Raw genomic sequence first — 20,005 nt, 5'->3', positions numbered from 1 at the left:
GTGGTTAGAATAGAGAACCAACAACTCCATTTTGACGAGGGCACATGAATAGTCTAAGACGCATGTTGCAAATTCTGGACTTGTACGGTGCACACACGCCGGTGCTGGATGTGGAGACCATCTGCACCCGCCTGAGCTATCCTCCCGCCACCACCTATCGCTATCTGAAAGAGCTATGCAATAGCGGCCTGTTGATTCGCAGCCCAGAAGGCTACGCACCTGGGCCACGGTTTATTGAAATGGATTTGCTGATCCGCGAATTTGATCCGCTGGTCAGCCGCTGTCGCCCTCTGTTGCGATCTCTGGTTGAGCAAACCGGGCTGGATGTCCTGATTGGCCAGCAATATGGCGAACGCATTCTGACCACCCACCAGGAAACAGGGCCCGAGCGCTTCGAGCTGCTGTTTGGGCGAGGCCGCACGATGGACATGTTCCGCAGCTCCACGGCGCGCATCATCACCGCGTACCTGCCTACCCGTCATCTTCGCCGTTTGTACGAGAAAAACCAGCACCTGGATTATGTACAACGCCTGGGCAAGGACTGGCCGGCTTTTTCCGCGCATATGCAGGAGCTGCGTCGCGCCGGCTACTGCATCACCAAAGAACAGATCAATCCGGGCATAGGCGGGATTTCTGCACCCATTTTCGATGATGCCAAGCGTATCTTTGGCAGCCTGACCTTGCTGGGAAGCCTGGAACGCTTTGAGGCAATCAGCCCCGAGGCACTGGCCACCCTGATCCAGCCTGCTGCACGCGCCGTCAGCCGGTCTCTGGCACAGGCCTAAGGCCTCCCTGTCCACCGTGGTTTAAGCTGTTTTCACTCTTTTTCCTGCTCCACCCCGCTGGCCGCTGGGTGATTAACAAACCCGAACGGGATGTGCACGGAGGGAAGAGTCTGCGCAGTAGGAATCAGGTGGGTAGTCTGGTCATCAAAGAAAATATGAGGCTGCAAGACCTCCAGCACCCGCCGCTTTTCAATGCCGCCCAGAAAGAAAGCCTCATTCACCTCGATGCCCCAGCTGCGTATGGTGTTGATCACACGCTCGTGAGCGGGTGCGTTGCGTGCCGTCACAATGGCAATACGCAGACGCGGCACATAGTCGGCATGGTGTTGCTGATGCTGCTGCTCCACTTCCTGAATATGCGCCAGTTTTAGCAAAAAAGCCTGCAAAAGGCCGGGATTATGCGGTTGTTGCACCAAACGCATTTCATGCTCGAAAAAAGCAGGCAAGCCCCCCTGCTGTTGGTAGACGCGCTCGGACTCGTCATCGGCAATCACGCCATCAAAATCAAAGGCCACACGAATCGGCTGATCGTCATAGGCATCCTCGTAAGAGGAGTTCAGGACCTGTCCAGCCGGATACCCTTGCTGCACCGCGCGATGCACGTCCTGCTGATTGGCGGACAGAAACAGGCTGATCGACAAGGGTTGGATATACGGGCTGGGATCGCCTCCTTGCAAAAAAACGGCTCGCGTAATGTCCAGACCATGGTGTCGAATCGAATTCATCACCCGCAGGCCGGTATTGGGATCGTTGCGAGACAGCAGCACCACCTCGACCAAGGGATCGTCGGGGGACAGGTCATTCAAGGCCAGCAAACGCCGGATAAAGGAGAAGGCCACGCCCGGTTTCAGGGGTTCGTGCTCGCGTGCCAGCTGATAGTCGCGATAGGCCGCCTCGCCCTGTTCCTGAAAGACCTGATGGGACTGGCTCAGATCAAACAGGGCGCTGGAGGCCAGCCCGATCACCAGCCGTTTTTCCAGGTCATAAGCCATGGTTTGCTCCGCAAGTGCGCAAAAAAACCAGCATACCAAAACACGAGGCAGGATCTGGCACTACCCAAGCAGAACAAAGCCTACTAAAGTGCAAGCACTATCCGCTTTGCGACACTGTGCCACCATGCCAACCACCAAACACTACACCCTTGTCCTGGGCAATCCCCACTACTCATCCTGGTCCCTGCGTCCCTGGCTGCTGATGAGCTACCTGGGCATGGACTTTGATGTGCGCTGGTTCAATTTCGGGCCCGCCTTCAGTACCCTGGCCTTTCACGAAATGGCCCCTGCCGGACACGTACCCGTGCTGCACACGCGCGGGCAAATCATTTGGGACAGCCTGGCTATTGTCGAGTATCTGGCCGAACAGCATCCCGGCGTCTGGCCCATTGACCCGATTGCCCGGGCCTGGGCACGCAGTGCCAGTGCGGAAATGCATGCCAACTTTTCTTCCCTGCGCACCCTATGCCCCTTTGCCGTGGCACTGCGCGCCCAGCATCACCGACAGGACATGCGTCTGCACGGCGAGCTTGAACGCCTGCAAACCCTCTGGCAAGAAGGTCTGAACCGCTTTGGGGGGCCTTTCCTGGCCGGCGAACGATTCAGCGCCGTCGATGCCTTTTATGCCCCTGTGGTGTTCCGTCTGCAAACCTATGGTCTGAAACTGGACCCCGCCTGCCAACGCTATGCGGACAGCCTGCTCGCCCTGCCAGCCATGCAGCACTGGCACCAGATGGCCTGTGAGGACAGCTGGCGCGACCCGGATCATGAGGCCGAAGTGTTGCATGTGGCCGATATACATCTGGATTTACGCCAGCCAGCCTAGTGTCAGCGAATAGCCATGTCAGCGCAGGCCTGAAAGAGTATCCTTGATGGTCCCGAATGATTTCGCTGGCAAGGATTACGCTGCATGGGCGACACGTACTTTCGCACGACACACTACCATTTCACCGAGCTGGACCCTCAGGCGCAGGACGCCTATACGGACTCGCTGTCTCAACAGGCACGGGCCAAGGCGGCCTGCCTGCGCTTTGATGTCGTACGCAAGGACCAGCCGCCGGGACAATGGGTGTTGTATGAAAGCTGGCAAGACAGCCAAAGCTGCCGGGACTTTCACGCCAGTGCTGCGGCCCAGACTCTGCAGAAAGCCCGGATCGAGCCGATGCTGAACCCCGCCGCGGCACCGGCTGACCCTTCCCTGGCCGCGCGCCCCGCCCGCAAGAAACGCCAATGGGACCCCTATGTGTGGATCAGTATCGCCATGTGTATCGGCGTGATGGGCACCGCTCTGGCCAGTCCGCTTTACCCGCTGTATCAGGACCGGTGGGACCTGAATGCCAGCCACATCACCCAGTTGTACGTGGCTTATATGGCCGCCGGTCTGACAGGCCTGCTGTTTCTGGGCCGTCTGAGCGACCTGAAAGGCTTTATGCCGGTGCTGCGCACCGGGCTGATTCTGGTCACCAGCGGTGTGACCTTGTCTGCCTTTGCCTGGGACGTGGGCAGTTTCCTGTTCAGCCGCATCATGATCGGGATGGCATCGAGCATGATTGTGACCTCGGCCTCCATCGGCCTGGGGCAATTTAACCGGGGTGGGGATGTACAACGCGCCGCCGCCACCACCTCGCTGATGCTGGCTTTTGGTTTTGGTCTGGGCCCGGTTGTGGGCGGCCTGATTGCACAATGGATACCCAATCCGCTGTTCTCAAGCTATCTTCCCTCCATGGTGCTGGGCATCCTGGCCATCTATGCGCTGTTCCAGATCAAACCCCTTGCCAGCAAGCAGCCCGTTGTGCAGGAAAAAAGCAGCTGGCGCACCTGGATGCCGCGGCTGACACTGCCCGCCACTCATTTGCGTCGTCCCTATCTGATTGGCTGTTTGTCGGCCTGCTGCGCCTTTGCCATGTTCAGCCTGTTTGCTTCCCTGGCACCCAGCTTCATGGAACAAATGGTGCCTTGGCATGGCCCGGCCACCAGCGGTCTGTCTATCGGGATCATCCTGTTTCTGTCCTCAGGCTTTCAGTTGCTGATCCGCCGCTGGCCCGCCAAGCGCAGCGTCATTGTGGGCCTGCTGTCCTTCACCCTGGCATGTATCGCCCTGCTGATTAACCTGTGGGCCAGCTCCTCGCTGCTGTTCATTTTGTGCGTGCTGCTGACCGCCTTTGGTCACGGCCTGTGCATGTACGGAGGCATGTCCATCGTGCAGCGCGTCTCGCCCCCTCACCAGCGTGCCGGTCTGACCTCCACTTACCTGATTACCGGCTATCTGGGCGCCATCCTGCCCATTCTGGGACTGGGCTGGCTGGCCGATCACCTGGGCCTGGACCAGGGCTTGATGATCTTTTGCAGCCTGATCGCCCTTGCCGCAACGGCGGTCTCCATCATTGCCTACCTGACGCCTGTTCTGCACAAACCGGCCTCCTGACAGCCCCCCCGGCAAGCCGTTCCCCCTTAAGAACGGCTTGCCGCGTCTGCTGCCCCCGTATATTCCCCTAGTCCATTTCAGCGCTTTCCTAGGGTTAGACCTTAAAAAGAAACGCGGCGACCCTCAGTAGAATAAAACCCGCTCCTTAACGTTTGGCAGCAACTCGCGAACGTATCCAAGTATCGCCCACAAGAATAAGCAATCCTTATCCAGGAGGCATTATGGCTGTTGCATTAAACAAGCTGTTGGTCAGTCTAGGCGCGGCGTTGGCCTGCTCGGCCGTCGCACAGGCGGCGGACTATCCGGACCACCCCATCAATATGGTGGTGCCGTTTGCCGCAGGCGGCCCGACCGACAACGTGGCCCGCGCCTTGGCCGAGTCCATGCGACCCGTACTGGGCCAGACCATTGTGGTCGAGAACAAGGGCGGGGCGGGCGGCTCCATCGGTACGGCTCAGGTTGCCCGTGCCAAGCCAGATGGCTACAACATCCTGCTGATGCACATCGGCTTTTCCACCGCACCGTCGCTTTACAAAAAGCCCGGCTATGACGCCATCAACGGCATGTCTCCCATTGGTCTTGTCGTGGACGTACCCATGACCATCATTGCCCGTGAGGACTTCCCCCCCAATAACATCCAGGAACTGGTGCAGTACCTGAAGGACAACCAGGACAAGGTCTCCCTGGCCAATGCCGGAATTGGCGCAGCCAGCCACCTGTGCGGCACCATGTTCACCGAAGCACTGGGTATCGATCTGCTGACCGTGCCCTACAAAGGCACGGCCCCCGCCATTGCGGACCTGATGGGCAAGCAGGTGGACATCATGTGTGACCAGACCACCAACACCACTCAGCAAATCAAGTCAGGCAAGGTCAAGGTATATGCCGTCACCAGCCGTGAGCGGGTCCCCACATTCCCCGATGTCCCCACCATGCAGGAGTCAGGCTTCAAAGACTTTGAAGTCGGCATCTGGCACGGTATGTGGGCTCCCAAAGACACGCCCCAGCCTGTAGTCGACACCTTGGTAAAGGCCCTGCAGGCAGGTCTGGCCGACGAGGATTTCAAAAAGCGCATGGCCACCCTGGGTGCCACCGTCATGCAAAACGAGGCCAACCCGGCAGCCCTGCAAGCCAAGGTCGAGCAACAAGTGCCCCAATGGGCTGAGTTGTTCAAGAAAGTGGGCGTGGAGCCCCAATAAAATCGCTTAGCCCAAAGGCTTTTGAAAAGGACGCTTAGGCGTCCTTTTTTTCGGCTTGAGGAACGGTCTATCATAGCGGTGGATAGCCTGTTCGGATGAGAAAGAGGCAATGCGCCCTCAGGCTCCTGGCGATTCAAGAAACGCCGATCAAGAAAGGCTCGGACTTAACGACTAAAGGACATCCGGCCAAGAGAGGCTCGGACTCATCGAGTCTTAATCCGTCTTTCGAACCGCAGCATCCAGTTCCTGCAATCGCGCCCAAAGCTCCTGAAAATCCAGATCCTGCGTGATCAATACCATGCGCCCTTGCTGATCCAGCCAAGGCCAGTGAGGCACGGTCTGCCAAGGGTAGGACTGATGCTGCACGGCATGAATCACCTGTGGCTGGTCCATGCCTTGTACGGGCAGAACCGCCTTCAGGCGGAGGAGACGAGGGCCCGCCCATTGGCACAGATTCGACAGCCAGGATTGCAGCGTGTCGGCAGGCAAAGGCTGGGGGAACAGAGCGCTTAACGAATAGATGGAGTCTCCATGGCGGGAGGTATCCGGCATACTGACCGCCGACGTTCCTGGACGCTCTCCCTGCGGGTGAGCAGACTCAGAACTGTTGCTGTTGCCAGCCAGGGTGCCCGTGCCGTGGCCATGGCTATGGCTATGGCTATGGCTATGGCTATGCACATGATCGTGATCGTGATCGTGATCGCCAGTATCTTGCCCCAGCACCTCAAAAGCCTCCAGGCTCCAGGCCCGTCCTTGTCCGACTTGCTCGCCCAAGCCCAACAGGCTGGGAGCAACAGGCTGCCCGGCCCTCAGGATCTGCTGTTGCGCCAAAGGATTCAAGCCACGTACATATTCACGCAGCGCCGTTTCAGTCCCTGCATCCACCCGGTCACGCTTGCTAAACAGCAGCAGGTCGGCCACGGCCACCTGTCGCTGTGCCTCGGCATGGCGCGCCAGCGTTTCCAGTCCATGCTCCAAATCCACCACCGTCGCCACACCCGCCAGGCTGTACTTGCCCGCCAATTGTGGATCACTTAACAAGGTGTGCAAGATGGGTGCGGGATTGGCCAGCCCGGTCGTCTCAATCAGCACCCGTCGAAACTGCCGCTGACCTGCCCGCGAAAAACGCCAGGTAATGTCGCGCAAGGTCTGCACCAGATCACGCCGTATGGTGCAGCACAGGCAACCGCTGCCCATGGCCTCGATCACGTTTTCCTGGCTGTGCGCCACCAGATGATGGTCCAGCGCCGTCTGCCCAAACTCATTGATGATGACCAGGGTGTCGGCCATCTGTGCTTCTTGCAAAGCACGATTGATCAGAGTCGTTTTCCCGCTGCCCAGAAAACCGGTCAACAGTGTGACGGGGATAGGGCCTTGTGCAGATTTGGGCATCGCATTCATCCGGCTAAGGGCCCGCCGTCGGGCCACCAGCCATTATACGAAGCCCAACACTGTTCCTTCTAGCGTAGAAACCGGGCCTCAATCTGACGCATATGGGCATCACCTTGCAAACCAATAATGGTTTTGACGGAAGGCAAGCCGGCATCCACATTCTGAATGCCACCATCCTGGCGAATCTGGGCAAATACAGCTTGCATGGCCCCTACGGCCGCACGAATCGCATGATTGCCGTAAATCACCACGCCCACCTTGCCCAGTCGCGCAATGTCCGCCTCGGTCAGTTGAGGGTAGGCCGTTGGCACCAGCACCAGCGGCACCTTGCCGGTCCAGGCCTGCACAAAGGACAGAATCTGGTCTGGCGTGGCTTGTTTGGAGTGAATCAAAATGGCATCTGCACCCGCCTGCTCGTAAGCCAGCCCCCGCTTCAGGGCCTCTTCCTGCCCCAGGCCAGCAATCAGGGCCTCGACCCGCGCAATGATCAGAAAGTCAGGGTCACGGCGAGCAGCGCACGCCGCTTCAATCTTGCCCTGAAACTCGTCAATGCGTGCTAGTTCCTGACGCCCATCCGCCCGCAGGCTGGTGTCTTTAGGAAAGGTTTTATCCTCCATCACAATGGCACTGGCTCCCGCCGCTTCGTACAGCGGGATGACGTAGCTGACATTTACCGCATTGCCAAAGCCGGTATCAATATCGGCAATCAAAGGGATGTCCACGGTCGAGGCGATCGCCCGCATCATCTCCAGGTGGGTGCCCATCGACAGGATATTGGCGTCGGGCACGGCATAACTGGCTGACAACTCAAAACCGCTACCCCAAATTGCCCCGAAACCGGCATCCTGAGCCAGGCGGGCAGACAGGGGATTATGTGCGGCCATTGCCGTCATCAAACGCCCTTGGGAGAACGCTTCTTTCAACACCTGGTTTTTTTTGCTATTCACACTATTTCTCCGTAAGGAATCAGCTCAGTCGCGCAATGGCCTGGGCAATGCGGCTCATCGCCTCCTCCAGCTCCTGATCGCTGGAGGCATAAGACACCCGAAAGTGACCCGGTAGTTCAAACGCCGAACCGGGCACCACGGCCACCCCTGCACTGCGCAGGAAATACATGCACAGGTCCTTGTCGGTACTGATCAACTGGCCCGACGGGTCCCGCAGGCCCAATACGCCTTGGCAGCTAGGGAAGACATAAAACGCCCCCATGGGCAGATCGCATTCAATGCCCGGCATGACATTGAGCGCGGCTACCACATTGTCACGGCGGCGGCGGAACGCTTCCACAAACTCGGGCAGAAATTCCATGGGACCATCCAGTGCGGCCACGGCCGCTGCCTGGCTGATGGAGCTGGTATGGGACGTCGCTTGCGACTGCACCAGATTCATGGCCTTGATCAGAGGCAGCGGACCGGCGGCGAATCCTACCCGCCAGCCGGTCATTGCATAGGCCTTGGAGACGCCATTGATGGTCAAGGTGCGCGCCGCCATGTTCGGCGACAAGGCAGCAGGCGTCGCGAAGGGTTCGTCGCTATAGCGGATTTTTTCGTATACATCATCGGCCATCACCCAGACATGCGGGTGGCGCAACAGCACTTGCTCCAGCGCTTCCAGTTCCTGCCGTGAATACACGGCACCACTGGGATTGGAGGGAGAATTGAGCATCAGCCATTTAGTACGGGGGGTGATGGCACGTTCAAGCTGGTCGGCTTGCAGCTTGAAGCCGGCTTGTGCACTGCAACGCACAATGACTGGCTGGCCACCTGCCAACAAGACCATTTCAGGGTAAGACACCCAGGCAGGGGTAGGGATAATGACCTCATCCCCGTCCTGCACGGTGGCCTGCAAGGCGTTATACAAGGCTTGTTTGGCCCCGCAACCCACCTGGATCTGATCCGGGCTGAAATGCAGGCCATTGTCACACTCGAACTTGCGCACCACGGCCTCCCGCAAGGCCAGGGTGCCGGCTACTTCGGTATAGCGGGACTCATTGCGATCAATCGCTTCTTTGGCCGCCTGACGCACATGCTCGGGGGTTGCAAAGTCCGGCTCGCCCTGACTGAGGGTAATCACAGACTGCCCCTGTTGCCGCATTTGATTGGCCAGACGCGTCATCTCTTTGGTGGCCGATGCCTTGGCTCCCAACACGCGCTGGGCCAGCGCGATCTCTTCCTGACATTGCACAAAGCTCATTGTGTCCATCCTACTTTTACTTTGAAAACGAAACGGGTCAGCAGCAGCGGCAGAAATATCGCCATCAACAGCACCAGGCTATAGGCACTGGCCTGAGCCAAACGCCCACTGTCCACCAATTGAAAAACCTCGATAGGCAGGGTGCTCATCCCGCCAAAATACAGAACCACCGTGGCGGATAACTCCGACAAGGTCGTGATCCACATCAGCACCGTGGCCGCAATGACGGCAGGCCATACCACCGGCAGAACGACCTTTGCAAAGGTGGGCATCGGGGCCACGCCCAAACTGATAGAGGCCTCCTCGATAGAATTGCGCAAGTTATGCAAAGGCCCCATGGCCGCCCGCACACTGGTGGGCACCCGGCGTAAAAAGTAGGCCAGCGCCATAATCACCCAACTGCCCGTCAGCACCAGCCAGCCGCTGTTAAACACATTGATCAATGCAATGCCCAGTACCGTGCCGGCAATCGTCAAGGGCAGCATGACCAGCACATCCAGGCCCGCACTCAGGCCTGACGGCCGTTTCACGATCAGATAGGCCGCCACGATGGAAAACACGGCACCAGTACTGGTTGCCGCAGCACCCAGCAGCAAGGAGTTGTACAAAGGTCCGGGGGCCTGCACCAAGGCTTGCTGCATATGGCTCAAGGTAAAGCCGCCATACTTCAGCACCGGCCCGATAGAGGGCGTAAATGCAGTGACAATCACCACCATCACGGGTAGCACTGACAGCACAATCAGGATCGATACCAACGTGGCACACACAGCGGCCTGCCAGGCACGCAGGGGCACGCGCTCCGGAGCTCGTCCGGACTCCATCTGATAGGTGCGTCGGGCTACCACCCACTTTTGAATAAGCAGCAAGGCCAGGCCCAAAAACACCAGCAAAGAAGCCATGGTGGTCTGCATTTGCGGATTACCACCCATCTCGCTGACAAACTCGTTATATGTCTTGACCGCCAGCACGGGGGTGCGGGCTCCCAGAATGGCCGGAACACCAAAATCCCCGATGACATGCATGAAAACCAGCACCGCGGCACCACATAAAGCTGGCACCATCAAAGGAAAGGTCACCGTGCGCAAGGTGCGAACGGGGGAGCTGCCCAGACTCAGGCCCGCCTCTTCCAGGTTGCGATCCATGGACTTCAAACCTACCAGCACGGCAACATAGGCGTACACGTAGTTGTTCAAGGTCATCACAAAAACCAGACCCCACCAGGCATACAAGGACGGCAGTTCCAGACCCAAGGGCGCCAGCAAGCTATTGAGCACACCTTGTTTACCCAGCACCACGATCCAGGCCGCCGCCACCACCACATCTGGAATGACCAGGGTCAGCAGGGGCAAAACACCCAGACAGGCAGCCAAGGGGAAGGAAAAGCGAGCGGCGGCCAGGGCCAAACCAGCGCCCAGCACCAGACTGAGCAGGGTAACCGCGCCTCCTAGCCACAAGGTGTTGAACAGGCTCTCCCGGTAAGCGGGCTCAGAGAAGAACTGCACGTAGCCGTGCAAGCCAAACTGACCTTCCTTGTTGAACAGGGAACTGGTCAGCATGGACAAGACCGGCCACAGTAAAAAGTAGCCCAGCAAGGCCACCGCCCCCAGCGCCAGCATCAACCAGGCTGGATCGCGTCGCAAAGAACCCAGCATCATGTCCGCTCCACCAAAAGAGCCGACTCGGGAACACGCAATACCACCGCATCGCCCCGTTCCCAACTTTGGCTGACGCCGGTATTCCAGACCACCGCCTTCAGAAAACCGAATTCGGTGCGCAATTGATATGCCGTGCTGGGGCCCCGGTAATCCACGCTCTCAATTCGCGCGGCAATGTCCCCCTCGTCAAGCGGACGCAAGGCATCCACACTCAGGGTTTCAGGCCGCACAGCCAACATCGTCTGCTCAGAAAAACGCCCGGCAGACTGGATACGCACAATGCAGCCTGCCGTCCGGAAGCGGCGGCAGCCGTCTGTGGCTTGACCGATCTCCTCCTGAAGCTCGATCAGATTGGCCCCTCCGACAAAATCAGCCACAAAGCTGTTGTCAGGGCAGCGATAAATCTGCTCAGGTGTCCCGACCTGGCGGACGCAGCCCCGATCCATGACGGCAATGTAATCAGACACGCTCAGCGCTTCTTCTTGATCATGCGTCACAAACACGGTAGTAATGCCGGCTTCCTGCTGCAAGTCCCGCAGCATCTCGCGCAGATCGGTGCGCAGCTTTGCATCCAGGGCAGACAAAGGCTCATCCAGCAAGAGCAGATCGGGCTTGATCACCAAAGCGCGTGCCATGGCCACTCGCTGTCGCTGCCCACCAGACAAGGCGGACGGCAAAGCATCTGCCTTGTCCTTCAAGCCCACGCGCGCCAGCATTTCCAAAGCGGGGACACGAGCCTGGGAGCGAGACTGACCACGCGCCAGCAAACCGTAGCTGACGTTATCCAGCACGCTGCGATCCGGAAACAGCGCGTAATCCTGAAACACCATGCCCACATTGCGTTTGTGCACAGGCACTCGCGTCATGTCTGTTTGGCCGAACAGCACCTTGCCATGATCAGGGCGCACAAACCCGGCCAGCATGCGCAGCAAGGTCGTCTTGCCACAACCCGATGGCCCCAGCAGGGTAAACAAGGAGCCACTAGGGATGTCCAGATCCAAACCGTGAAACAAAGTCTGTGAGCCGTAGCTTTGCTCAATACCTGATAGATATATCTGCATACCCGTCCCGCCTAGCGCTGGGAAACCAGTGCACGCCAACGTGCCAGGAAGGCTTCACGATCCGCACCCATACGATCATCATCCAGCGCATGCACACGGATCTGATCCATGGCAGGCAAGCTTGTCAGCGTATTGACCGCAATATCGCTGCGCAAAGGGCGGCGGAACGCGCTTTTGAACACCTCTTCCTGCGCAGGGCGGGAAGCAAGGAAGTCATACAGCTTGCGAGCGGATTCGGGGTTACGCCCACCCTTGATCAAGGCCATGCCTTCCGGCGACAAGAAAGTGCCCTCTTTGGGGTAGACCAGGTCAATCGTATCCAGACCACCAGCTACATATTGATAGGCGGCATATTCCATCGTTACCGCAACCGCGAACTCACCATTAGCAACGCCCTCGTAGGCGCCGGAGGTGGTTCCGACCACAACTGCATTGCGCACAACCTTCTCAAACACCTCCTGGCCCATCAAATCCTGCAGGCCATACAAGGCAACATAAGAAGAACTGCTGCGCTCCGGATCTGGAATCACGATCTTGCCCTTCCAGGCCGGATCAGCCAGATCCGCCCAGCTGGCAGGCGCCTTGAGCTGGCCCAACTGACGCTCGTTAAGCATCAATACCGTGACATGGGTATTGGTACCCAGCCAGCGTTGCCCGGCTCCCTGATACTGAGCACCTACTGCACTGGCCTCGGGCGACGAATAGGGCGCCAGGTACTCGGCATACTGCGACAAGGTAGAAAATCCGCCCGACCAGAACAAATCGCCCAGGGGTTGCTCTGCTTCGGCCTTGATACGCTGCATCAGAGCACCGGAACCAGCCCGCACCACGGACACCGATATCTCGGGGTGAACCTGACGGAACTGCTCAATCACCGTGTTCACCACATCGATGTTATTGGAGGAGTACAACACCACTTCATCCGCCTTGGCAGCCCCCGTACCCAGGCAGGAAAGCATGAGCAAAGCGGATAGATAAGAGAAACGGTTTTGCATGATTATTTCCTGTAATTTCAATAAAATTGCATGAAAATCATGGTATTTATCTTAGATGACCGTTCTGTTACACCCTACACCTACCCCCTGTTAAGCGTGGCCCTATCATGAGTTTTAATCATGCTTGAAAATGTTCCTCTGGTCCCTCTGCGCGTATTTGTCGCGGTGGGCCGACAAGGTAATTTCACCCGTGCAGCCCAAAGCCTGGGGATCACCCAAAGCGCAGTCAGCCGGCATATCGCCACCCTGGAAAAAGTCAGCAAGCAGGCTCTGTTCATTCGACGCGGCCCCTATATTGAGCTGACGGCAGCCGGCCTGCAGTTGTATGACACGGTCAAAGATGCGATGGCCACTCTGGAGATGGCCATTCAACAAATCACCCATCAGCAGGATCAGCACGAACGGCTGAGAGTCCGCACCTCCATGCCCAGCTTTTCAATGACGGTGCTGGTGCCCATGCTTGGCCAGTTCACCGCTCAGCACAATTGGCAGATTGATCTGATCACCAATCTGTCGCCACCCCGTCCTAATGAAGCGTTTGACGTGCTGATCAGCCGTGACTTGAGCCTGCCCGACAGCGAAAGCTGGGAGCTCATACGCGAAGAACTGGTATGCGTGGCAGCGCCCGCCTTAATCCAGCAACATAGCAGGCAGGCCTGGGAGCACTGGCCTATGGTGACCGCACGCTCACGACCGGACATGTTGGGTTTATGGGCTTTGGATCAGGGTATTGAGCCTTCACGGCTGCTGTTGAGCGCCACCTACGATCACCTGTTTTTCGCAATTGCCGGGGCCATTGCCGGCTCCGGATTTCTAGTTGTGCCGCGTTTACTGGTGATGGATCATCTACGCGATGGCGTTCTGCGGGAAGTCGGCCCTGGCCAAGTCGCCACGGGCGCAACCTACATGGCCTATGTCAACGCACAATCACCCCAGCAAAGTGAGGCCCGCCAGTTTTGCCGATGGTTGAAAAGCAGCTTGCGACAACGCATTGCGCCTTGAGGCCGTTCACGTCATGTCGCTGATTCGGTCAGGCTCTGCGACGTCGCAACTGACTGATCCAGCTATAGGCGCTGACCAAGGTAATGCCCATCAACACCAGTAAAGCGCCCATCACAAAACGGGGTTCTATGGGCTCACCCAGCAAAAACGCCCCGAACAGAACACCGAACAAAGGGGTGGCGAAGGAAAAGACCCCCAGACGCGACGCCTGATAGTTACGCAGCAACCAGAACCAGACCAGAAAGCTCAAGAACGCCACCACGACGGACTGAAACACCAGGCTGGCGACCAGCAAGCCTGACCATTGAATCTCGGTTTGTCCGGTCACGGCAGCAGCTACCATCAGAATGACAAAAGCGCTGAACAGCTGATAGAGCAAGGCTTCCGAAGGCGGGACGGCAGACAGGCGCGTGCTACGGATCAGCACGGTGGTAAAGCCCCATAAGGCCCCCGCCGCCAAGGCCATCAAATCGCCTATCAGCATGTGCCCCACATCGGCGCCGTCGGGGCTGCCCGGCCCCAGAAAAGTAATCGCAATACCCGCCACCGCCAGCCCGATCCCCACCCATTGCAGGCGCGCCAGCCGCTCAGAGGGCAAAAGCAGGTGCAGGCCCAGGGCTGCAAACACCGGTGCCGTGTACAGAAACACCACCACATGCGCGGCCGAAGTAAAACGCAAGCTCTCGCCCAGCAGCAAATACTCCAGCGCAAACAACAGGCCGGCCATCAGTCCCGGTTTCCAGGCCCCTTCAGTAAAAGCCAATTTGTGCGTGCGCACCAGAACCAGCAGGGCCACCAGCACGCAGGCCACGCCCGAGCGCAGGCCAATCTGAAAGACAGGCGCCATGTCATTGGCCGTAGCCTTGAGCAGAATCTGCTGAAAACTCCAGATCAGACACAGGACCAGCATGGCACCACTGGCCAGGGCATCCAGGGGTTTACGTTCATTGCTCATCAGGCAGGGGGACTCGGACAGAAAAAATTGATTATCCGCGAAAAACGGCCGAATCAAAACGGGCCGCCCGCTTCTTTACCCTCGGATAAGCCTTAATTGATATATCAAAAAGCTCTACCTAGAATGATTTAAGCCTAAAAAACAGCACCAGGCGTGGGAGACAGCCATGACGCTCAGCAATACCGACCGGGTACGAATCGAACTGGAGCACCGCATTGCCAGCGGTGATCTGCCGCCGGGCAGCGCCATTGACGAGTCCTTGCTCTGCACCTTCTTTCGGGTGTCACGCACGCCGGTGCGTGAGGCCTTGCTGCAACTGGCCGCCACCGGTCAAGTGCGCATCGCCCCGCGTGCCGGTATTTTTGTCACCCAGCACACCATTGAGGAACTGGAAGAAATGCTGGAAACCCTGGCTTTGCTCGAAGGTGCCTGTACCCAACTGGCCGCCTACCGGATCAGCAATGCCCAGATTCGTGAGCTGGAGCGTTTGCAAAAGCGGGGCGCCAAGGCCTTGCAGGACAAGAGTCTGGGCGATTACGCCGCCTATAACGCCGAACTGCATGCCCTGGTTCACAGCATTGCCGGCAACTCCTTCATGGTGCAGCAGATTGAACATCTGCGCCGTTTGACCAATCCCTATCGTCATCGTCATCTGGATCAGGAAAATCGCATGGAACAGTCCTGGCATGAGCATCAGGCACTGACCCAGGCACTGGCCCTGCGCGATGGCCCCAGCGCCATGCAGGCCGCGGCCAGCCATGTGCTGTCAGGCGCTGAATCCCTGCGCCGTGTCGCCCAAGCCCATCCCGAAAAATGGGAGTTCGACAAGCGCGAGCGCTACAGCTGGCTCAATGCCCAGCTCAATCCCTTGGCCGGATTTTATATGCGGCACTAATTCATAACTAGCTAAAAACAACCACTCATACCGAGGAGACTTTCTCATGTTTGCAAGCCGTTTCACACGGCGGGCGCTGGCTGCGCTCGTCCTGACATTCAGCCCTGTGGCCGCCTTACACGCTGCCGAGCCCATTCGTCTGGTCGTGGGCTTTGCCCCGGGCGGCGGCGTCGATACCCTGGCGCGGGTAACCGCCCAGGCGCTGAGCAAAGAACTGGACCGCACCGTCATTGTGGAGAACAAATCCGGCGCAGGCGGCACAATTTCTGCCGACTATGTGTCCAAATCCCAAGCCGACGGCAATACGCTGCTGTTTGCAGACACCTCTTTGCTGGTCGCACCTTATATCTACCCGGCTTTGCGCTACGACCTGCAGCGCGACTTTGCCCCGATCGGCATGGTCGGTCAGTCCGATCTGGCTTTGGCCGTCCCCGGCGACAGCCCCGTCAAGAACGTGGCCGAACTGGTCGAAGCCATCCGCAAATCTCCCCCTCAAACCGAAACCTTTGCCTCGGTGGGCGTGGGCTCGGTACACCACCTGGGTGGCGAGCTGTTCGCCTTGAAAACCCAGACAGAACTGGTGCATGTCCCATATCGCGGTGGCGCCCCGGCCAGTCAGGCACTGGCTGCCGGCGAAGTCTCCATGTCCTTTGCCAGCCTGGCCTCTTCGATCGGCCTGGCCAAGTCTGGCCGTATCCGTCTGCTGGCCACCTTGTCCGAGCGCCGCTTTCCCGGCATGCCCGAGCTGCCCAGCGTCTCGGAAACCATCCCCGGCTATAGCGTGACGCCGTCGCTGTTCATGCTGGCACCCCAGAACGTGGACCCGGCCTTTATCGCCACGGTCAGCAAAGCCCTGGAAAACAGCATGCAGCAACAACAGGTGCAGGACGCGTTCCTGGCCCAAGGCTCCGTTGCCGGCTATCAAGATGCCCAAGCCACCGAACAATGGCTGGGTGAAGAAACACAACGCTGGGCCAAAGTCATCGAAAGTGCCCAGCTCGACTTTAAACAATGAACCAAGCAGCTACTGTTATGACGACTGACAACTCTGGCGCCCAGCGCCCCGTACTTGGCCTGATCGTGCCACCAGCCGCCGGTCTGGTGCCTCCGGAAGGCCCGGAAATGTACCCGGAAATTGACTTCATCGCCCAAGGCCTGGCGCTCAGTTCCGTGGACAAGGAAGGCTATGACCAGGTTATTGACCAGGTCGTCGACGCCGCTCAAAAGCTGGCCGCTCGGGGAGCCCAGGCCGTGTCCTTGATGGGGACCTCACTGAGCTTTTACCGCGGCTCGGACTTTAACGAGGAACTGGTGGCACGCCTGCGCGAATCCACCGGTCTGCCATGCTCGACCATGAGCCACGCCATTTTGCGCGGCCTGCGTGTCAGCGGCATCGAACGGGTTGCGGTCGCGTCTTCTTATATTGATGACGTGAACCAGCGTCTGGTCCGCTTTCTGGCCCAGAACCAGATTCAGGCCGTGTGCGCGTATGGTTTGGGCGTCAATGACGTCACCGCCATGTCGCAAATCAGCACGCAAGAGCTGGTCGATCTGTGCCTGAAAACATGGGACATCGCCCAAAAGCAGGCTCCCGGTCAGGCACAAGGTCTGCTGCTGTCTTGCGGTGGTCTGGTCTCGCTGGAAGCCGTGCGTCAGGTCGAGGACAAACTAGGCGTCACCGTCGTGTCCAGTTCCCCCGCTGGCTTCTGGGATCTGGTGGCGACAGCTGGCCTGGATTTATTCCCACAGGGGATGGGACGACTGGCACAAACGCGTCAAACCGCCTGATACCACGATATGGACAGCCCCTTGTCCGCACCCGCGGGAAGGGGCACATAAGACGCTATGGTTGGACACCACAACCACGTAGCGTGTGCCACCCCACAGTCGGACGTGACCGGTTCGGTGTCCACGCAACGCAAAGGGCGGTTCCGGCCTCCCAGCGTCGCGGTAACCCAGGCTAAGCCACATCCAGCTTGAATTGCTCATCGTGCATAGACACGAAAAGCCCCCACGCTACGCCTTCGGTGTGCTGCCCGCCGAGGAGGAGCTTGTTGTCTTGGGGCGGCCCGGCGACAAAAAACCCGCACGCGCCTGGACTCCCTCTACGCTGTCACGGCATACCAGCGCCTGATCGGCATCCATATAAATGCCCAAGCGATTCAACGCATTGGCGACCTGATTCACCGATTCCTTGGTCATGCGAATAATCGCCGCAGGCGACTCCGAAGCCCGCTTGGCTAAAGACTGCGCCACTGCCACGGCCTGACCGGGTTCGCAGACTTCATCCAGCAAGCCCCATTCCAGCGCCTGTTCAGCACCGAAACGTTCGGCCAGCAAGATGGCTCGTTTGGTACGGGCCGCTCCCAACATGTTCACCATGCGCGGAATGGCACCCCAGCCCATATTCAGCCCCACCTTGGCCTCGGGCAAATACAGAAATGACGCTTGCGAGGCCACACGCCAGTCGCAAGCCAGCGCCAGGGCGACCGAGCCTCCCACCGCCGCGCCTTCAATGGCGGCAATAGTCAGCTGCGGCAGCTCTTCCCACAGGCGGCACAGACGCGCGCCCCGCTGGGCCACATCCCGACGCTCCAGCAAACCGGCCTGTTCATCATTCCACTTTTGCGGGTCCTTCAGATCGATTCCAGCCGAGAAAATATCCTTGGCCCCCGTCAGCACCACCGTGTGAATCTCCAGCGACAAGGCCAGATCCTGCGCCACCTGCGTCAAGGCCAGCAAGGTGTCCTGATCGATCGCGTTGCGGTTCACGCCGCGATCAAAGCGCACCAGCGCGTGGTCGCCCGTCACCTTGACCGTCACACTGCGGCCATATTTGCGTTTCATGAATGTCTCCCCAAAGGTACGGAAAAATCAGCTCTGCGAGCGGTGGCTTCCGTCACTGCGCGACAGGCGTGTGACGTAGCGGAATTCATAAGGCGGGTAAAAGCTGACCGCCACTTCCATGACCTTGCCCGCCTGATTGCGGAAGGTACGGATAATCAGCAAGGCGGGGTCCGCATCTTCATAACCCAGAAAGCGGGCGACATGCGGGGGAAAGCGCGAGGCGGAAATTTCCATCTCGATGGTTTCCACCACTTCGCCACAGTGCTCCTCCAGCAGCGGATAGACACCCCCGGGTTGGGTGGAAATCAGATCCGCCACCGCCTGGTATTCCTTGCGCAGATAGATATCTGTCCAGGAAATACCGCGCTTGCTGCCCGGCACGCTGCGATAGGTCTCCACCTTCACCCAATCGGACGGTTCACCGTCCAGCGCGGTCTCCGGCGGCTGCTTGTCCACACCCGCCGCCTTTTTATGCACGTGCAGATCGGTAAATTCCAGATAGCGTTGCAACTGATCCGTGGTATCTAGCGCCAGGCCGAACTGCGGCTTGGGATGCTGGCGTATCACGGTGGTACCGGCACGGCGACGCCGCTCGATCAAACCCAGATCGGTCAGCTTGCGTATGGCTTCACGCGCCGTGTGCCGACCGACCCCGTACATCTCGCACAGCTCCATCTCGGTAGGCAGCTTGGAGCCGACCGGGTAATGCCCCGAACGGATCAGCTCCAACAAGCGATCGCTCATGTTCTGATACAGGGTTGGCTTGGCACTGGACTGGGATTCGTTGTTTGCCATACGGTTTTCAGTTTAAAGAGACAGGCGGCGCATCGCAGCCAAGGTGTCGCGGGTGAACTGCTCCGGACATTCACTTTGGGGAAAATGCCCGATGCCCGGCCATTCTATATATTCCACCGGAACTTTGCCTTCTCGCAGCAAGCGTTCAACCTCTCGGGCGGACTCTGGTGGCACGGACCAGTCCTCGCTGCCTTCCACAATCACCACCGGGCAGCGAATATCGCTCAAAATCTGCTCCATCCGAAAGCCGCCAAACGCGCAGATATCCGCAAAGGCCACCGCCGGAATGCAACGTCGGGCATCCGTCACCACTTCGAGCGCACGCGTCGGGTCGGACAGGGTGCCCATCAGGGTTCGGAAGGTCACTTCAAACCAGTCGCCCGGGTTGATGCGCGCCATCTCCAGAATGCGCGGGTTATAGCCGGAGGACTTCACTACATTGACTGACGCGCCATCGACCAGCACCAGACCACGAATCCGCTCAGGCGCCATGGCAGCGGCCTGGGCGACAACGCCCCCGCCCATGGAATGGCCCATCAAGACCGGATTCCGGATACCCGCCGCCTCCAGGAACTGCAGCAGATACTGCGCGTTCTGGGGAGTCGCGGTATGCGGCCCGCCAGCCGGCATGCCGCTTTTGCCATGGCCGGGCAAATCCAGCGCATACACCGTGTAAAAGGGCGCAAAGTGCTCCAGCACATATTGCCAGGACAGACTGTCCTGGCTGGCGCCATGCACCATCACCAAGGCCGGACCGGAACCGGCCAGATCGTAATAGGCACGGATACCGTCCGCGGTTGTCACATAAGGCATG

Annotated in this window: 19 protein-coding genes and 1 pseudogene; 9 read left to right on the top strand and 11 right to left on the bottom strand. The window is 58.8% G+C overall.

Annotated elements, in window-relative coordinates; all coding sequences use genetic code 11:
• The first annotated feature begins 44 nt into the window (after nucleotides 1-44).
• A complete protein-coding gene (locus tag ACOZ42_RS00195; RefSeq protein ID WP_039943129.1) occupies nucleotides 45-785 on the top strand; it encodes an IclR family transcriptional regulator in 741 nt (246 codons plus the stop codon).
• A gap of 32 nt (nucleotides 786-817) precedes the next feature.
• Here ACOZ42_RS00195 and ACOZ42_RS00190 read toward each other — a convergent pair whose 3' ends face one another.
• Complete coding sequence (locus tag ACOZ42_RS00190) at nucleotides 818-1,777, bottom strand: 5'-nucleotidase (RefSeq protein ID WP_003800704.1); 960 nt, start codon at nucleotides 1,775-1,777, stop codon at nucleotides 818-820.
• 124 nt (nucleotides 1,778-1,901) lie between these two features.
• Between ACOZ42_RS00190 and ACOZ42_RS00185 the strand changes: the two genes are divergently transcribed.
• The 4 genes and pseudogenes from ACOZ42_RS00185 to ACOZ42_RS00170 all read left to right on the top strand — a co-directional run bounded on the left by ACOZ42_RS00185 (nucleotide 1,902) and on the right by ACOZ42_RS00170 (nucleotide 5,401).
• A complete protein-coding gene (locus tag ACOZ42_RS00185; RefSeq protein ID WP_059318414.1) occupies nucleotides 1,902-2,603 on the top strand; it encodes a glutathione S-transferase in 702 nt (233 codons plus the stop codon).
• Nucleotides 2,604-2,687: 84 nt separating this feature from the next.
• A pseudogene (locus ACOZ42_RS00180) lies at nucleotides 2,688-2,864 on the top strand (MFS transporter); the annotation flags it as partial.
• A 174-nt stretch (nucleotides 2,865-3,038) separates the two neighbouring features.
• On the top strand, nucleotides 3,039-4,202 hold the full coding sequence (locus tag ACOZ42_RS00175) for an MFS transporter (RefSeq protein ID WP_039943166.1): 1,164 nt from the start codon (nucleotides 3,039-3,041) through the stop codon (nucleotides 4,200-4,202).
• A gap of 221 nt (nucleotides 4,203-4,423) precedes the next feature.
• Nucleotides 4,424-5,401, top strand: coding sequence for a tripartite tricarboxylate transporter substrate binding protein BugD (locus tag ACOZ42_RS00170; protein ID WP_003800710.1), 978 nt, complete (start codon nucleotides 4,424-4,426; stop codon nucleotides 5,399-5,401).
• Nucleotides 5,402-5,614: 213 nt separating this feature from the next.
• Here the strand turns inward: ACOZ42_RS00170 and ACOZ42_RS00165 are convergent, their stop codons facing one another.
• The 6 genes from ACOZ42_RS00165 to ACOZ42_RS00140 form a co-directional block, all read right to left on the bottom strand.
• Nucleotides 5,615-6,793, bottom strand: a complete 1,179-nt coding sequence (locus ACOZ42_RS00165; RefSeq protein WP_426345402.1) for a CobW family GTP-binding protein — start codon at nucleotides 6,791-6,793, stop codon at nucleotides 5,615-5,617.
• 68 nt (nucleotides 6,794-6,861) lie between these two features.
• Nucleotides 6,862-7,686, bottom strand: a complete 825-nt coding sequence (locus ACOZ42_RS00160; RefSeq protein WP_059318448.1) for a phosphonopyruvate hydrolase — start codon at nucleotides 7,684-7,686, stop codon at nucleotides 6,862-6,864.
• Between the two features lie 73 nt (nucleotides 7,687-7,759).
• Nucleotides 7,760-8,986 (bottom strand): pyridoxal phosphate-dependent aminotransferase, encoded by a 1,227-nt coding sequence (locus ACOZ42_RS00155; RefSeq protein WP_240209151.1) that lies wholly within the window; start codon nucleotides 8,984-8,986, stop codon nucleotides 7,760-7,762.
• Nucleotides 8,983-10,641, bottom strand: coding sequence for an ABC transporter permease (locus ACOZ42_RS00150; RefSeq protein ID WP_059318418.1), 1,659 nt, complete (start codon nucleotides 10,639-10,641; stop codon nucleotides 8,983-8,985). Before ACOZ42_RS00150 ends, ACOZ42_RS00155 begins: the two co-directional genes overlap by 4 nt.
• The gene (locus ACOZ42_RS00145; protein ID WP_059318419.1) at nucleotides 10,638-11,702 is read right to left on the bottom strand and encodes an ABC transporter ATP-binding protein; all 1,065 of its coding nucleotides are present in this window, start codon (nucleotides 11,700-11,702) and stop codon (nucleotides 10,638-10,640) included. Before ACOZ42_RS00145 ends, ACOZ42_RS00150 begins: the two co-directional genes overlap by 4 nt.
• 11 nt (nucleotides 11,703-11,713) lie before the next feature.
• Nucleotides 11,714-12,697, bottom strand: coding sequence for an ABC transporter substrate-binding protein (locus tag ACOZ42_RS00140; protein ID WP_081050078.1), 984 nt, complete (start codon nucleotides 12,695-12,697; stop codon nucleotides 11,714-11,716).
• A gap of 120 nt (nucleotides 12,698-12,817) precedes the next feature.
• Between ACOZ42_RS00140 and ACOZ42_RS00135 the strand changes: the two genes are divergently transcribed.
• Nucleotides 12,818-13,699 (top strand): LysR family transcriptional regulator, encoded by an 882-nt coding sequence (locus ACOZ42_RS00135; protein ID WP_059318420.1) that lies wholly within the window; start codon nucleotides 12,818-12,820, stop codon nucleotides 13,697-13,699.
• A gap of 28 nt (nucleotides 13,700-13,727) precedes the next feature.
• Here the strand turns inward: ACOZ42_RS00135 and ACOZ42_RS00130 are convergent, their stop codons facing one another.
• Entirely contained in the window at nucleotides 13,728-14,654 is a 927-nt protein-coding gene (locus ACOZ42_RS00130; protein WP_059318450.1) for a DMT family transporter, read from the bottom strand.
• 166 nt (nucleotides 14,655-14,820) lie between these two features.
• Between ACOZ42_RS00130 and ACOZ42_RS00125 the strand changes: the two genes are divergently transcribed.
• Genes ACOZ42_RS00125 through ACOZ42_RS00115 form a run of 3 tightly spaced genes read left to right on the top strand, consistent with a single transcriptional unit; the run spans nucleotide 14,821 to nucleotide 17,337 of the window.
• Nucleotides 14,821-15,549, top strand: a complete 729-nt coding sequence (locus ACOZ42_RS00125; protein ID WP_003800716.1) for a GntR family transcriptional regulator — start codon at nucleotides 14,821-14,823, stop codon at nucleotides 15,547-15,549.
• Nucleotides 15,550-15,595: 46 nt separating this feature from the next.
• Complete coding sequence (locus ACOZ42_RS00120; protein ID WP_131071115.1) at nucleotides 15,596-16,564, top strand: Bug family tripartite tricarboxylate transporter substrate binding protein; 969 nt, start codon at nucleotides 15,596-15,598, stop codon at nucleotides 16,562-16,564.
• A gap of 17 nt (nucleotides 16,565-16,581) precedes the next feature.
• The gene (locus ACOZ42_RS00115) at nucleotides 16,582-17,337 is read left to right on the top strand and encodes a hypothetical protein (RefSeq protein ID WP_003800720.1); all 756 of its coding nucleotides are present in this window, start codon (nucleotides 16,582-16,584) and stop codon (nucleotides 17,335-17,337) included.
• Nucleotides 17,338-17,565: 228 nt separating this feature from the next.
• Here the strand turns inward: ACOZ42_RS00115 and ACOZ42_RS00110 are convergent, their stop codons facing one another.
• From ACOZ42_RS00110 to ACOZ42_RS00100, 3 genes are read right to left on the bottom strand one after another with little or no spacing between them, the layout of a single operon-like run.
• The gene (locus ACOZ42_RS00110; protein WP_003800723.1) at nucleotides 17,566-18,396 is read right to left on the bottom strand and encodes an enoyl-CoA hydratase/isomerase family protein; all 831 of its coding nucleotides are present in this window, start codon (nucleotides 18,394-18,396) and stop codon (nucleotides 17,566-17,568) included.
• 27 nt (nucleotides 18,397-18,423) lie between these two features.
• Nucleotides 18,424-19,191, bottom strand: coding sequence for a GntR family transcriptional regulator (locus ACOZ42_RS00105; protein WP_059318421.1), 768 nt, complete (start codon nucleotides 19,189-19,191; stop codon nucleotides 18,424-18,426).
• A 12-nt stretch (nucleotides 19,192-19,203) separates the two neighbouring features.
• Nucleotides 19,204-20,004 (bottom strand): alpha/beta fold hydrolase, encoded by an 801-nt coding sequence (locus ACOZ42_RS00100; protein ID WP_003800726.1) that lies wholly within the window; start codon nucleotides 20,002-20,004, stop codon nucleotides 19,204-19,206.
• Nucleotide 20,005 lies beyond the last annotated feature (1 nt).

The sequence above is a fragment of the Alcaligenes sp. HNGD-HTN06 genome (assembly GCF_049932565.1).
Lineage (GTDB): Bacteria > Pseudomonadota > Gammaproteobacteria > Burkholderiales > Burkholderiaceae_B > Alcaligenes > Alcaligenes ammonioxydans.
This window is presented reverse-complemented; position numbering and strand designations above follow the sequence as displayed.

What these genes read in the sequence shown, in the direction of transcription:
- ACOZ42_RS00195 (WP_039943129.1), top strand. Translation starts at nt 45, where the DNA reads ATGAATAGTCTAAGACGCATGTTGCAAATTCTGGACTTGTACGGTGCA.
- ACOZ42_RS00190 (WP_003800704.1), bottom strand. Translation starts at nt 1,777, where the DNA reads ATGGCTTATGACCTGGAAAAACGGCTGGTGATCGGGCTGGCCTCCAGC.
- ACOZ42_RS00185 (WP_059318414.1), top strand. Translation starts at nt 1,902, where the DNA reads ATGCCAACCACCAAACACTACACCCTTGTCCTGGGCAATCCCCACTAC.
- ACOZ42_RS00175 (WP_039943166.1), top strand. Translation starts at nt 3,039, where the DNA reads ATGTGTATCGGCGTGATGGGCACCGCTCTGGCCAGTCCGCTTTACCCG.
- ACOZ42_RS00170 (WP_003800710.1), top strand. Translation starts at nt 4,424, where the DNA reads ATGGCTGTTGCATTAAACAAGCTGTTGGTCAGTCTAGGCGCGGCGTTG.
- ACOZ42_RS00165 (WP_426345402.1), bottom strand. Translation starts at nt 6,793, where the DNA reads ATGCCCAAATCTGCACAAGGCCCTATCCCCGTCACACTGTTGACCGGT.
- ACOZ42_RS00160 (WP_059318448.1), bottom strand. Translation starts at nt 7,686, where the DNA reads ATGACGGCAATGGCCGCACATAATCCCCTGTCTGCCCGCCTGGCTCAG.
- ACOZ42_RS00155 (WP_240209151.1), bottom strand. Translation starts at nt 8,986, where the DNA reads ATGAGCTTTGTGCAATGTCAGGAAGAGATCGCGCTGGCCCAGCGCGTG.
- ACOZ42_RS00150 (WP_059318418.1), bottom strand. Translation starts at nt 10,641, where the DNA reads ATGATGCTGGGTTCTTTGCGACGCGATCCAGCCTGGTTGATGCTGGCG.
- ACOZ42_RS00145 (WP_059318419.1), bottom strand. Translation starts at nt 11,702, where the DNA reads ATGCAGATATATCTATCAGGTATTGAGCAAAGCTACGGCTCACAGACT.
- ACOZ42_RS00140 (WP_081050078.1), bottom strand. Translation starts at nt 12,697, where the DNA reads ATGCAAAACCGTTTCTCTTATCTATCCGCTTTGCTCATGCTTTCCTGC.
- ACOZ42_RS00135 (WP_059318420.1), top strand. Translation starts at nt 12,818, where the DNA reads ATGCTTGAAAATGTTCCTCTGGTCCCTCTGCGCGTATTTGTCGCGGTG.
- ACOZ42_RS00130 (WP_059318450.1), bottom strand. Translation starts at nt 14,654, where the DNA reads ATGAGCAATGAACGTAAACCCCTGGATGCCCTGGCCAGTGGTGCCATG.
- ACOZ42_RS00125 (WP_003800716.1), top strand. Translation starts at nt 14,821, where the DNA reads ATGACGCTCAGCAATACCGACCGGGTACGAATCGAACTGGAGCACCGC.
- ACOZ42_RS00120 (WP_131071115.1), top strand. Translation starts at nt 15,596, where the DNA reads ATGTTTGCAAGCCGTTTCACACGGCGGGCGCTGGCTGCGCTCGTCCTG.
- ACOZ42_RS00115 (WP_003800720.1), top strand. Translation starts at nt 16,582, where the DNA reads ATGACGACTGACAACTCTGGCGCCCAGCGCCCCGTACTTGGCCTGATC.
- ACOZ42_RS00110 (WP_003800723.1), bottom strand. Translation starts at nt 18,396, where the DNA reads ATGAAACGCAAATATGGCCGCAGTGTGACGGTCAAGGTGACGGGCGAC.
- ACOZ42_RS00105 (WP_059318421.1), bottom strand. Translation starts at nt 19,191, where the DNA reads ATGGCAAACAACGAATCCCAGTCCAGTGCCAAGCCAACCCTGTATCAG.
- ACOZ42_RS00100 (WP_003800726.1), bottom strand. Translation starts at nt 20,004, where the DNA reads ATGCCTTATGTGACAACCGCGGACGGTATCCGTGCCTATTACGATCTG.